The organism is Streptomyces xanthochromogenes, from assembly GCF_014650455.1.
GTDB lineage: Bacteria > Actinomycetota > Actinomycetes > Streptomycetales > Streptomycetaceae > Streptomyces > Streptomyces xanthochromogenes.
In genome coordinates, this window is the sequence record NZ_BMUZ01000008.1 from 361,384 (window position 1) to 374,547 (window position 13,164).

Consider the following 13,164-nt stretch of genomic DNA (forward strand, 5'->3'; position numbering starts at 1 on the left):
CACACTTATTCACGCAGACCCCGTGCGGATACGGGGAAGGATGGTTTCCGCAGGGGCCGGACCCGCCATGCACGGCGGGGGCGGCCATGGAGAGAACAGAAGGGCGCCTGTCGTGTTCACGAGCGTATTGATGATCGAGAAGCCCCTGACCTCCGTCGACGTGGAATTCGTCACCACTCTGCACGGGGACGAGCCGATTTCCTTCGTCGTGCTCATGCAGCCCAGGGGCGACCAGGACCGGCTCCTTCGCGCGATCGACGACGTGGCCCTCGGCGAGCTCGACGACGCCGTCCACGAGGGCGAGGAGCCGGAGGGCCCGGCCGCCGAGGGCCCCGCTGAACTGGCCCTCCAGCACTCCCTCCAGTCGCTGCGGAACGCGGGCAGCACGGCGGTCGGGCAAGTGGTCGACGACCACCCCCTGGACAAGCTGAAGGGCGTCGTCGACGAGGTGGGTGCCGACGAGGTCATCGTTCTGACGGCCCCGCACTACGTGGAGGAGTTCTTCCACCGCGACTGGGCCTCGCGCGCCCGGCACAAGGTGGGCGTGCCCGTCCTCAAGCTGTTCGCCCACAGCGAGTAGCCCCCGCGGCGCCCACCGGGAGCCGTGTCGCGGCCGGAGCCCCCACAGGAATTAGGGTGGGGGCTCCTTCTGTACGTCGCACCCCGGGAGAGAACCGCATGGCCTCCGCCATTCCCACCGCCATGGAACGGCCGCACTTCATCGGCATCGGCGGTGCCGGCATGTCGGGCATCGCGAAGATCCTGGCCCAGCGCGGGGCCGAGGTCGCGGGCAGCGACGCGAAGGAGTCCGCCACCGCCGAGGCGCTGCGGGCCCTCGGTGCCACCGTGCACATCGGGCACGCGGCCGGCCACCTCGCCGACGACGCCACCTGCGTGGTCGTCTCCAGCGCGATCCGCGCCGACAACCCCGAACTGACCCGCGCCGCCGAGCTGTCCGTGCCCGTCGTGCACCGCTCGGACGCGCTCGCCTCGCTCATGGGCGGCCTGCGCGCCATCGCGGTGGCGGGCACGCACGGGAAGACGACCACCACCTCGATGCTGGCCGTCGCCCTGACCGAGCTGGGCCTCGACCCCTCGTACGCGATCGGCGGCGACCTCGAAGGGCCCGGCACCAACGCCCGGCACGGCGAGGGCGACATCTTCGTGGCCGAGGCCGACGAGAGCGACCGCAGCTTCCAGAAGTACGACCCCGAGGTCGCCATCGTCCTCAACGTCGAGCTCGACCACCACGCCAACTACGCCTCGATGGACGAGATCTACGACTCCTTCGAGACCTTCGTCGGCAAGGTCCGGCCCGGCGGCACCCTGGTGATCGCGGCCGACCAGCCCGGCGCGGTCGAGCTCACCCGGCGCGTGCGCGACCTCTCGTCGCTGAACGTCGTCACCTACGGCGAGTCCGGGACCGCGGACGTACGCGTCCACAAGGTCACCCCGCGCGGCCTCACCTCCGAGGTGACGGTCCTGCTCAACGGCAAGTTCCTGACCTTCACGGTGTCGGTCCCCGGCCGTCACTACGCCCACAACGCGGTGGCCGCGCTCGCCGCCGGCGTGGCGCTCGGCATCCCCGCGCACAACCTGGCCTCCGCGCTCGGCAAGTACACCGGCGTCAAGCGCCGCCTCCAGCTCAAGGGCGAGGCCAAGGGCGTCCAGGTCATCGACTCCTACGCGCACCACCCCACCGAGATGACCGCCGACCTGGAGGCGATGCGGGGCGCCGCGGCCGACGCCCGCCTCCTCGTGGTGTTCCAGCCGCACCTCTTCTCCCGCACCCAGGAGCTCGGCAAGGAGATGGGCCAGGCCCTCGCCCTCGCCGACCTCTCCGTCGTCCTCGACATCTACCCGGCCCGTGAGGACCCGGTCCCCGGTGTCACCAGCGAGCTGATCATCGACGCGGCCAGGGCGGCGGGCGCCACGGTCACCGCCGTCCACGACAAGGAGACCGTCCCGGACGTCGTCGCGGGAATGGCGGCCCCCGGTGATCTCGTTCTCACCATGGGCGCGGGCGACGTGACGGACCTCGGCCCGGCCATCCTGGCCCGCCTGTCGAACTGATCCGTCCCGACCCGATCCGACACCGAGGAGCACCCATGGCGTACGACGTCGAGAAGCCGGACGAGCAGTGGCGCGCGGAGCTGAACCCCGCCGAGTACCAGGTCCTGCGCCAGGCCGGCACCGAGCCCGCGTTCGTCGGTGAGTACACCGACACCACCACCGAGGGCGTGTACGCGTGCCGCGCCTGCGGAGCCGAGCTCTTCACCTCCGGCGAGAAGTTCGAGTCGCACTGCGGCTGGCCGAGCTTCTTCGACCCGAAGGACTCCGACGCGGTCGAACTCATCGAGGACCGCACCCACGGCATGGTCCGCACCGAGGTCCGCTGCGCCCGCTGCGGTTCCCACCTCGGCCATGTCTTCGAGGGCGAGGGCTACCCGACGCCCACGGACCAGCGGTACTGCATCAACAGCATTTCGCTGCGCCTCGCCCACAAGGAGTGAGGCACGTGCCGGTGGAATGAGCCCTCTGCCGGGTGCCCGGCGTCCGGCAGAGGCGATTACCGGTCTGATTCCGCCGTGCATCCGGCCAGTACCGGCGCAGCGGACGGCGACCGGTCGGCCGGTGTGCCGATCGTGCGCCGTCGCCGCCCCAGGACCACCCGCCCCGGCGCGTCCGCCGCGCATCCGGCCGGTTCGCGCCGGGTACGGCCTGATCGTTTCGAACGGGAGAGCGGGCGCGCGGACCGGAAGCCGGCGCGGAACTCCTTTTCCGACAAGGCTTTCGAGGGGTGTGGGGAATCCTCCGACGGCTGCCCGGCGTCTCTTATGCGAAGCTCCAGGATGGCCGATATGCATGCTTGATCTTCGCGGAGCCGCCCGGCCGGGCTCCGCGGGATGGTCAAATGACCTTGGGGGACGCCGGGACTGGGGGAATCAGACTTGTGCGCAGGATTGTGTTCAGACTGCTCGGCACGTTGGACGTACAGGTGGACGGGGAGCGGATCGCCCTCGGCAGCGCACGGCAGCGGATCGTCCTGACGACGCTGCTGCTGGCGCCGAACCGGGTGGTCTCCGTGGACGGCCTGATCGAGGCGGTCTGGCAGGGCAGGGAGCCGACCACCGCGCGCAACCAGATCGCCATCTGCGTCGGGGCGCTCCGCAAGATCTTCAAGGATGCCGCGGGGGCGGACGAGCTCATCGTCACCTCCTACCCGGGATACATCCTGTCCACCGGTGAACACCGCGTGGACGTCAGGGAGTTCGAGGATCTGGCCAGCCGCGCCCGGGACGCCGCCCGGCGCGGGCAGGCGGCCGAGGCCGGCACCCTGGTGGAGGAGGCGCTGAGCCTCTGGCGCGGCCGTGCCCTGGAAGGCATCGAGGGCGAGCCCGCCGATTCGGCCGCGGCCCGCCTGGAGGAACTCCGGCTCGACCTGCGCGAGGAGCGGGCCGGCCTCCAGCTCCAGCTCGGCCGGCACCGGGCGCTGATCGGTGAACTGTCCGCGCTGGTACGGGAGAACCCGCTCCGCGAGCAGGCACGCGGCTTCCTCATGCTGGCCGAGTACCGTTCGGGACACCGCGCCAAGGCCCTGGAGATCTTCCGGGACGGGCGCGACATCCTGGTCGACCAGCTCGGCATCGAGCCCGGCCCCGCGCTCCAGGCACTGCACGACCTCGTCCTGCAGGACTCTCCGGACCTGGCGCAGCCCGCGGCCGACGCCGCGCCCGCGCTGATCACCACCGTGCCCTCCCAACTCCCCGCCAACATCGCGGCGTTCACCGGGCGCATGGACGAACTCGCCGGTCTCGACCGGATGCTGGACGACAACTACGGCTCGCGCCCGCTGGCCGTCGGTGTCGTCGCCGGGGTCGCCGGGGTCGGCAAGACCGCCCTCGCGGTGCACTGGGCCAACCAGGTCGCCGCCCGCTTTCCCGACGGCCGGCTCTTCATAGACCTGCGCGGGTACGACGAGAAGGACGACCCCGTCTCGCCCGGCGCCGCCCTCGACCGGCTGCTGCGCTCGCTGGGCGTGCCCGGCCCGCAGATCCCGGCCGACGCCACCGACCGGGCCGCCCTCTACCGCAGCGTGCTCGACAACAAGCGGATGCTGATCCTGCTCGACAACGCCCGCTCCTTCGAGCAGGTGCGCTCCCTGCTGCCCGGCGCCGGCCGCTGCTGCGTGCTCATCACCAGCCGGGACGCCATCGACGACCTGACCGGCGACTACGACGTGCTGCGCCTCACCCTGCCCACGCTCGCCCAGGGGGAGGCCACCGCGCTGCTCGCCCAGGTGGCGGGCCCCGACCGGTTCAACGCCGATCCGGCCGCCGCGGCCCGGCTCAGCGAGCTCTGCGACCGGCTGCCGCTCGCCCTGCGCATCGCGGGGGCCCGGCTCGCCGCCCGCCCCCACTGGTCGCTGCGCTCCCTGGTCGGGCGCCTCGCCGACGAGCGGCGCCGGCTCGACGAACTCAGCCCCGGACAGGGCGGAGTGCGCGCCGGGCTGTGGCTCAGCTACCGCGACCTCGACCCGGCCGCGGCCCGCATGTACCGAAGACTCGGCCTGCTCAACGCCCCCGACTTCGCGGCCTGGGTCGGGGCGTCCGTCCTCGACACCGATCTGTGGGAGGCGGAGGACCTCATCGAGCAGCTCGTGGACGCCCAGCTCCTCGAAGCGGTCTCGGGGCCGCCGGGAAAGCCGGCCCGCTACCGCTTCCAGGACCTGCTGCGCCTGTACGCGTGGGAACTCGCGCTCGCCGAGGACGGCGAGGAGGAGCGGACCGAGGCCCTGGACCGGGCGTTCGGCGACTGGCTCTCGCTCGCCGAGGAGGCGCACCGCCGGGTCGAGGGCCACGGCGGACTCGGCCGCCGGACCGATCGCCCCGCGCTGCCGGAGTCACTGGTGGAGGAACTCCTCGACGATCCCATGCAGTGGTTCGAGGCGGAGCGCTCGGCCATGGTCGGGGTCATCGGCCAGGCCGCCCAGTCGCCGAAACCTGCCGTCAGCTGGCTGCTCACCGCCGCGGCCACCGCCCTGTTCGAGACCCGGCACTGCCTGGAGGACTGGCAGTCCTGCGCCGAACAGTCACTGGCCGCCGCGCGGCGCGGCGACGACCGGGCGGGCGAGGCGATGATGCTGCGTTCGCTCGGCTCGCTCCTCATCAACCAACGGCGCTACGAGGCGGCGGAGGAACGCCTGGTCCCCGCACTGCGGCTGTGCAGGGAGACCGGGGACGAGTCGGGTGGCGCACGGGTGCGCCGGCTGCTCGGGATCTGCGCCCACTTCGAGGGCGAGCTGGACAGCGCCGCCGAGCACTACGAGGCGGCGATGGAGGTGCTGCTGCGGATCGGGGAGGTCCGCAGCGCGGTGCACTCGATGGGCCTGCTCGCCCAGATCGAGACACAGCGCGGCAATCTCCCGCGCGCCGTCGAACTGACCGAGCAGGCGGTGGCCAGAAGCCGTGAGGGCGGCTTCTGGCGGGCCGAGGCGCAGAGCCTGTACTGGCTCGCGGGCACCCTGCTGCGCGACGGCAGGATCAAGGACGCGTGCCGGGCGAGCGGGCAGGTGATCGAGCTGACCCGGGCGGGTGGGGACCGGGTCGGGCAGATGTACGCCCTGCGTCTGATGGGCGAAACCATGTGGCGGCAGGGCGAGTTGGCCGAGGCTCAGGACGTTCTGGAGCAGGCCATCGGCATCGCGGACGAGCTGTCCGACGATCTGCTGCGGGGACGGATCGAGATCGATCTCGGCTGTACGGACGCGGTGGCGGGCCGGGCCGGGGCGGCGGACCGGTTCGAGCGGGCCCGCGAGGCGTTCACGACGGTCGCTGCCAAGACCTGGCAGGAGCGCGCCGACCGGCTGATCGCGCTGGTCGAGTCGGCCGCACCGGGCGTCCCGGTGCCGGCCGGACAACTGGCCGGGCTGCTCGACGACTGAGCAACTGGGCCGGTGGTGCCGGGAGTTGGGGAGTAAGGGGTCAGTTCCAGGGGTTCTCGCCGGGGGAGACCGTCGTGGTCGGCGACGGCGAGGGGGCCGGAGCGGTGACGCCGGTGGGGGTGGTGGGCGCGTCGTCCGCATGGGCGATCCCGGTGGCGCCGGCGGTGAGGAGACCCGCCGCGAATATGCCGGCCACGATGACGCCCGTCGTGCTGCGGATGAAGCTCATCTGAATGCTCCTCGTTTCGTTCGCCGCCGTCTTGGCTGCGATCCGAGAAGGACGCTAGGGAGCCGTTCTGTTGGCGCCTTATCATTTCGATTTCGTCGTCGGATGAACAGCTCTCCGGGCGATGAAATCGATTCAAAATCGGTGGGACACAGCGGTTGGACAAGGTGGGCACACAGCCGCCACCACGCCCATCGTTGAACGGGGAACCATGGACTTCCACCTGCTCGGCCCGGTCGAGGCCAGACGCGAGGATCTGCGGATCGCTCTCTCGGGCACGAAGATGCACACGCTCCTCGCGGCCCTGCTGCTCGCGCGGGGCCGTGTGGTGCCCGACTCCCGGCTGAGCCGGCTGCTCTGGGGCGCCAGTCCGCCCGCGACGATGAGCGCGCAGATCTACACCTACGTCTCGCGGCTGCGCAAGCTCCTGGAGCCCGAGGCGACACTGGAGCGCCGCTCGCCCGGCTATGCGATCAAGACCGGCGACAGCCTGGTGGACATCGTGGAATACGAGCGTTTCGACCGCCTCGGCCGCCAGGCGCTCCAGGAGCACCGATATGAGGACGCGGGAAGTCTCCTGCGCAATGCGCTGGAACTCTGGCAGGGCCCGATGTTGGTGAATGTCACGGAATTTCTCGCGGAGGAAGAAATTCCGCAATGGGAGGAGGGGCGCGCGGCCACACTGGAAAATCGGATGGAAGCCGATCTGGCGCTCGGCAGGCACGGTCAGATCGTCGCCGAACTGACCCGTCTGGTGGCGGACTTCCCGCTGCGCGAGCGGATGCGTGCCCAGCTGATGACGGCCCTGTACCGCTGCGGCCGCCAGGCCGACGCCCTGCACGTCTTCCACGAGGGCCGTACCGTGCTCGCCGAGGAACTGGGCGTCGACCCCGGCACAGGTCTGACGGACACTCACCAGGCCGTGCTGTGTGGGACGTTGGACCTGGAACCGGTGTCCGGCGAGCGGAGGACCGCGACCCTGGTCGCCGTCCGTGCGGCCGACCCCGAGCCGCCGGCGCCGCGGCCCCACGCCCCCGCGGCCCCGCTCCGCGCGCCCGCCATGCTGCCGCCCGACACCGCCGGATTCATCGGGCGCACCCGTGAACTCGCCGCCCTGCGCCGCCTGCTCACCCCCGGCGGCCGCTCCGCGACGCCGCGCCGCTGCCTGATCACCGGCATGGCCGGCATCGGCAAGACCGCGCTGGCGGTGCACGCCGCCCACGAGAACCGCGAGCACTTCCCCGACGGCCAGCTGTACGCGGACCTGGCCGGGCCGGACGGCGCCGCCAAGGACCCCCGTGACGTACTGGTCCACCTGCTGCGCGCGCTCGGTGAGCAGCCGCCCGGCGCGGCCCCGTACGACCTCGACGAGCTCGTACGGGTCTATCGCACCAGCACCGCGGGGCGCCGGATCCTGGTCCTGCTCGACAACGCGGTGGACAGCCGCCGGCTCGCCCCGCTGCTGCCGGCCGGCGCGGAGGCGGCCGCGCTGGTCACCGGCCACGCCCATCTCGCCGTGACCGCGGGACCCGTCACCCTGGCCGTCGGGCCCCTGAGCCCCGAGGAGTCCCTCGAACTGCTCACCGTCACGGCGGGCAAGGTGCGCACCGTCGCCGAGCCCGGCGCCGCCCGGCTGATCGCCGATCACTGCGCGGGCCTGCCGCTCGCGCTGCGCATCGCGGGGGCCAAGCTTGCCGCCCGGCCGCACTGGTCGGTCGCCCGGCTGGCCGGCCGGCTTGCCGAGCCCGACCTCCGCCTGGGCGAACTCACCTTCGGTGAACTGGAGTTGGCGGACTCGTTGGCGAGCTGGCTGGAGCGCACCGACGAGGGGAGCCGCGAACTGCTCGCCCGTCTCTCGGTGCTCGGCGAGCGGCCGTTCTCGTCGGCCTCGGCCGCCACCGTGCTCGGCCTTCCCGACCGGCGGGCCGAGGACCTGGTGGAACGGCTCGCCGAGAGCGCGCTCCTGGAGACCGTCCGCCCGCTCGGCGAGGCCGGCGCCCCCGCCGCCTTCCACTACCGCTTCCACCGGCTCGTGCTGCTGTACGTCCAGTCCCTGCCCGTGCAGCGTCCCGTACGGGTCGCCCTGGCCCAGGCCGGCTGAGCGCCACCAGCTCCGAACCCCGGTCCCGGCGGCCGGGGTTCAGCCCTGTCCGGGGCCAACCCGTAGGGGTCGGGGGAGGGTTGTTGCCGGGGTCCTTCCCGATGGCCGGGCGGGCCCCGCACGGCACGATCGGGGCATGACCTTCCCCCGGTACGGCACCGCAGCCACCGCACTCCTCGCCGCCTACGGCGTCGTCCGGCTGTCCGGCGACGCGCAGGGCCCCGGCGCCACATGGACGTCGGGGCATCTGCTGCTGCTCGGCTCGCTCGCGCTGTTCCTGCCCGTCGTAGCGGGACTGCGACGGCGGCACCCGCACCCGGCCGCCACCGCGGCGGCGGCCGTCGCCCACGCGGGCCTTGCCGCCGGGATCGTCCAGGCCGTCATCGACCTCGTGATCGGGTTCCGGGCGGCCGACCGGGCCGGGATGGACGCGCTGTTCCTCGCCGTCAAGGCGCATCCCGGAGTCACCCCCGCCGTGTACACGGTGGGGCCGCTGCTGTTCTACGTGGGCCTGCTGGCGCTGCTCATGACGGCGGCCATCCGCCGGCCCGTCAAAAGGGCCGGCGGATGGCTCGCTCCGCTCCTGGTGCTCCTGGGCGCCGCGGCGATGGCGGTGAGTCTGGACCTCCTCGTGGTCAGCGCGGGCTGCTACTGGCTGGCTTTGACGTCGAGCCCCGGCAAATCTCCAGAACCGTCATGGCGATGGCGGCTCCCGGCCGGCCGAACCGGTCGGCGTACCGCTTGATGATGACGTTCTCGCGGTTGAACTCGGTGCGGCGCCCGCCCGTGGACATCCGGGCCCGCTGGACGCCCTCGGACAGTTCTCGGCGGCGATCGAGCAGCGTGAGGATCTCGGCGTCCAGGACGTCGATGGAACTCCTGAGGGTGGTGATCGTCGCCTCGGCGACGGCCGGGTCGGCGGCTGACAGGGTCTGCGGGGACATGGCGCTCTCCTTGTGCGGCTGGGGGGATGTGCGGGACGGTGGGCCGGGAACGGAGCTGGGCGGGGCGGAGAAGGGCCGGCCGCTCAGCCGTTGACGGCGTCCGGAACCGGGGCTCCGGACAGGGCGAGCAGGACGGAGGCGGCGACCGAGGTGCCCGCCTTCTCCTGGGCCTCGGCGGTGCCCGCGCCCAGGTGCGGGGTGGCCACCACGTTCTCCAGGGCGAACAGCGGCGATGCGGTGCAGGGCTCGGTGGCGAAGACGTCGAGGCCCGCCCCCGCGACCCGGCCCTCCAGGAGCGCGGCGTACAGCGCGTCCTCGTCGACGATGCCGCCGCGCGCGGCGTTCACGATCCGCACCCCCGGCTTCATGCCGGCGAACGCACCCGCACCGATCAGGCCGAGCGTCTCGGGGGTCTTGGGCAGGTGCACGGTGATGAAGTCGGAGTGGGCGAGCAGTTCGTCCAGGGGGACGAGGCGGGCCCCGGCCCGCTCGGCGGACTCGGCGTCCGCGTAGGGGTCGTAGGCGATGACCCGCATGTCGAAGGCGGCCATCCGGCGCGCGACGAGCGAGCCGATCCGGCCGAGTCCGACGATGCCGAGCACCTTGCCGGACAGCTCGACGCCGGTGAACCGGGCCCGCTGCCAGTGGCCGGCCCGCAGCGCGGCGTCGGCCGGGGCGACGTTCCTGGCGACGGCCAGGATGAGTGCGATGGCGTGTTCGGCGGCGCTGACGATGTTGGACGTGGGTGCGTTCACGACCAGCACACCGGCCGCGGTGGCCTCGGCCACCGCCACGTTGTCGAGGCCGATGCCCGCCCGGGCGATGACCTTCAGGCGGGGCGCCGCGGCGATGGCCTCGGCGTCCATGCTGGTCGCCGAGCGGATCAGTACCGCGTCCGCGTCGGCGAGTGCGGCGAGCAGCTCGGCGCGGTCACTGCCGTCGCAGCGGCGCACCTCCACGTCCGTGCCGAGGGCGTCGACGGTGGCGGGGGACAGTTCCTCGGCCAGTACGACGACCGGTCTGTCGACGGCCGGCCTGACGGGGGGAGTCGAGGGTGCGGCCCCGGCGAGCGGGGCGAGCGTGGCGAAGCTCATGGTCGGCCTTCTCTCTGCGGAAGCTGCGGACGTGGCTCTGCGGGGTCCCCGCCGGCGCGGATCACTGGCGGGAGCCGGCGAGGTCGAGCGCGCGGGTGCGCAGCGCGAGCCGGGCCGGTACGAGACTGGAGACGAGGGCGAGGGCGAGCCCGGCCGCCGCGGCCGCCCCGATCGCCGGCCAGGGCAGGCCGAGCGTGAGCGGTGAACCGGCGTCCAGGATGCGGCGGTTGATGAGCATGAGGGTGGCGGCCTGGGTGCCGGTGGTGACGAGCAGCGCGAGCACGGTGGCGGTCGCCGCGGTGAGCACCGCCTCCACGCCCACCATGGACAGGACCTGGCGGTCGTTGCCGCCGGTCAGGCGCAGGGTGGCGAAGTCGCGCAGCCGGTCGCCGGTGGACATCATCATCGTGTTGACGATCGCGATCAGCGCGTAGAGCAGCGCGGGTCCCAGGATCGCGATCATCGCGATCCAGTCGGACCGGACCCGCGGGTCGTTGTCGCCGCTGCCCCACTGGGCGGCCGGGGTGACCTTGGCGCCCGCGGCCTCGGGGGCCGTGCCCTGCCGGGTGGAGACGTAGGCGGCGGTGGGCTGCGGGTCACCGGTCAGATGGCCGGCCACCACGGCGTACGGAAGCAGCACCTCGGAGAGGCTGAGCGGCGTCTTGACCAGGGCGACAAGCGTCAGGGTGGCCGGTGCGCCGTCGGCGAGCGAGGCCGTGAGGCGGTCGCCCACCTGCCAGCCGTTGGACCGGGCGAGCCCCTCGGACACGGCCACCGTGGACCCGGTGAGGCGGTCGAGTGAGCCGGCGCCGGTGGGGAGCTTCCACGTGGTTGCCGCGTCCCCGTCGATCGCGGTGGCCGACACGGTGCCCGAAGTGGCGCCTGATGAGCTGGAGTTGCCGCCGTCGAGGCCGGTGAGGAGGGTGGTGCGGACCGTGGTGGTCCGGGCGCCGGGCAGCGCGCGCAGCGCGCCCACCGCGGCCGCCGGCAGGGTGGGACCGCTCGCGGGCTCGACGACGTACTGAGCGATGAGCGCCGCGCGGGACTGGAGGCTCCGGGCATCACCGAAGGTCAGGGTGGAGCCGACCACCGTGCCGGTGAGGCCGATCACCAGGAACATCGGGGTCGCCGTGGAGACGGTGCGGCGCACCGCCTTGAGCGCGTTCTGCCGGGCCAGCAGGCCCACCGCGCCGGAGGCCAGCGGCACCGGCAGGGTGAGCAGCCGCACCAGCGGCGGCACGAGCAGCGGGGCGAACAGGGCGATCGCCATGATCGCCATGACGTCGATGAGCAGCGACCACACCGGCATGTTCTGCGGATCGCGCAGCTGCGGATCGTGCTGCATCGCGGCCGGCATGGTCGTGAACAGGAGCAGTACGGTGGCGAAGACCGCGAGGTAGCCGATCGCCCACAGCCAGCGGCCGAGCGTCATCACCCTGCCGTCGACCGCCGCGTCGCCGAGCGCCTCCACGGGCCGCACCCGGCCGGCCCGGCGCGCTGCCGCGTAGGCGCCGAGCACCGCGACGACGATCTCGACGGCGGCGGCGACGAGCAGCGGACCGGCCCCCGCGTCCACGGTGAAGCCCTCGGGAGCGGCGCCCCGCGACACCAGCCAGCGCGCGAACAGCGGTGCCACGCCGAGGCCGAGCAGTGCGCCGCAGACCGAGGCGACCAGCGAGACGACGACCGCCTCGCCGAGCACCAGCAACCGGATCTGACGGGGTGTCGCGCCGACCGCCCGCAGCAGTGCGGTCTCGCGGCGCCGCCCGGCGACCGCGAACGCGAACGTCGACGCCACGACGAAGACGGACACGAAGCCGGACATCCCCGCCATGAAGGTGAGGAGCTTCTTCAGGGACGGCGCCGACGGGTCGTTGTTCTCAAGCCCCGCCGAGGTGCTGACGAGCAGCCCGGCCGCGGCGATCAGCGCCACGCCCAGGGTGAGCGCGACGAACGAGCCGATGAAGCCGAGCCACCGTTTGCGCAGGGTGGCGACCGCCACCGGGATCAGTAGGCCGAACGTGCCCATCACCGGCCCCCGTCCGTGCCGACCGGCTGGGCGCCGGATTCCAGCTGCGCCATGTGCTCGGCGACCCGCTGGGCCGTCGGCCGGTGCATCTCGTCGGTCAGCCGGCCGTCGACGAGGAAGATCACCCGGTCCGCGTAGGAGGCGGCGACCGGGTCGTGCGTCACCATGATCGTGGTCTGGCCCTGCTCGTCCACGAGGGTGCGCAGCAGTTCCAGGACCGTACGGCTGGAGCTGCTGTCCAGGGCGCCGGTCGGCTCGTCGGCGAACAGCACCTTCGGCCGGGTGATCAGCGCGCGGGCGATCGCCACGCGCTGCTGCTGGCCGCCCGACATCTGCGAGGGCAGGTGCCCGCCGCGCTCGCCCAGGCCGACCTGGGTGAGCGCGGCCCGCACCTCGGCCGCCTGGGGGCGGCGTCCCGCGAGCCGCAGGGGCAGCCCCACGTTCTGCTCGGCGCTCAGCGCGCCCAGCAGGTTGAACGCCTGGAAGATGAAGCCGATCCGGTCCCGGCGCAGCTCGGTCAGCGCCTTCTCGCCGAGCGGGCCCAGATCGACGCCGTCCACGACGACCCGGCCCGCGTCGGGCCGGTCGAGACCGGCCGCGCACTGCAGCAGCGTGCTCTTGCCCGAGCCCGAGGGGCCCATGATCGCGGTGAAGGTCGTGCGGTCGAAACCGACGGTGATCCCGTCGAGGGCGCGCACCGCCGCCGACGAGCCGGACGCGTAGCACCTGCTGACTTGTTCGAGCCTGACTGCCTGGTCGTTTTCCATGCCTCAACGCCTATCAAGTGATGTCGTGCTGGTCGGATGAACTCGCGGGGTGAAACAGG

10 protein-coding genes and 1 pseudogene are annotated in these 13,164 nt (G+C 72.7%); 6 read left to right on the top strand and 5 right to left on the bottom strand.

All coding sequences use genetic code 11. From position 1 onward, the window contains the following. Positions 1-112: 112 nt before the first annotated feature. From IE267_RS22615 to IE267_RS22630, 4 genes are all read left to right on the top strand, one after another. Positions 113-580: an indole-3-glycerol phosphate synthase gene (locus IE267_RS22615; protein WP_161251750.1), complete on the top strand. Its 468-nt coding sequence runs from the start codon at positions 113-115 to the stop codon at positions 578-580. Between the two features lie 98 nt (positions 581-678). Next, complete coding sequence (murC, locus tag IE267_RS22620; RefSeq protein ID WP_167152714.1) at positions 679-2,073, top strand: UDP-N-acetylmuramate--L-alanine ligase; 1,395 nt, start codon at positions 679-681, stop codon at positions 2,071-2,073. A gap of 35 nt (positions 2,074-2,108) precedes the next feature. Then, positions 2,109-2,513 carry a peptide-methionine (R)-S-oxide reductase MsrB gene (msrB, locus tag IE267_RS22625; protein ID WP_189764454.1) on the top strand — a complete coding sequence of 135 codons (405 nt, stop codon included), beginning with the start codon at positions 2,109-2,111 and terminating at the stop codon, positions 2,511-2,513. Positions 2,514-2,953: 440 nt separating this feature from the next. Next, positions 2,954-5,944 (top strand): AfsR/SARP family transcriptional regulator, encoded by a 2,991-nt coding sequence (locus IE267_RS22630; RefSeq protein WP_189764455.1) that lies wholly within the window; start codon positions 2,954-2,956, stop codon positions 5,942-5,944. 40 nt (positions 5,945-5,984) lie between these two features. Here the strand turns inward: IE267_RS22630 and IE267_RS22635 are convergent, their stop codons facing one another. Then, positions 5,985-6,173: a hypothetical protein gene (locus IE267_RS22635; RefSeq protein ID WP_161251767.1), complete on the bottom strand. Its 189-nt coding sequence runs from the start codon at positions 6,171-6,173 to the stop codon at positions 5,985-5,987. 208 nt (positions 6,174-6,381) lie between these two features. Between IE267_RS22635 and IE267_RS22640 the strand changes: the two genes are divergently transcribed. Together IE267_RS22640 and IE267_RS22645 are read left to right on the top strand one after the other, a co-directional pair. Further along, positions 6,382-8,271, top strand: a complete 1,890-nt coding sequence (locus tag IE267_RS22640) for an AfsR/SARP family transcriptional regulator (RefSeq protein WP_189764456.1) — start codon at positions 6,382-6,384, stop codon at positions 8,269-8,271. A gap of 136 nt (positions 8,272-8,407) precedes the next feature. After that, on the top strand, positions 8,408-9,016 hold the full coding sequence (locus IE267_RS22645) for a hypothetical protein (protein WP_167152711.1): 609 nt from the start codon (positions 8,408-8,410) through the stop codon (positions 9,014-9,016). On the opposite strand, the gene IE267_RS22650 is transcribed toward IE267_RS22645, so the two are convergent. From IE267_RS22650 to IE267_RS22665, 4 genes and pseudogenes are all read right to left on the bottom strand, one after another. Continuing rightward, positions 8,907-9,215: a chorismate mutase gene (locus tag IE267_RS22650; RefSeq protein WP_161257160.1), complete on the bottom strand. Its 309-nt coding sequence runs from the start codon at positions 9,213-9,215 to the stop codon at positions 8,907-8,909. The two genes, IE267_RS22645 and IE267_RS22650, sit on opposite strands and share 110 nt — an antisense overlap. Before the next feature lie 89 nt (positions 9,216-9,304). Further along, positions 9,305-10,309, bottom strand: a pseudogene (locus IE267_RS22655) (hydroxyacid dehydrogenase); the annotation flags it as partial. Positions 10,310-10,370: 61 nt separating this feature from the next. Continuing rightward, on the bottom strand, positions 10,371-12,338 hold the full coding sequence (locus IE267_RS22660; RefSeq protein ID WP_189764458.1) for an ABC transporter permease: 1,968 nt from the start codon (positions 12,336-12,338) through the stop codon (positions 10,371-10,373). Next, complete coding sequence (locus IE267_RS22665; RefSeq protein ID WP_167152708.1) at positions 12,338-13,105, bottom strand: ABC transporter ATP-binding protein; 768 nt, start codon at positions 13,103-13,105, stop codon at positions 12,338-12,340. The genes IE267_RS22660 and IE267_RS22665 overlap by 1 nt, the downstream gene beginning before the upstream one ends. Between the last annotated feature and the right edge of the window lie 59 nt (positions 13,106-13,164).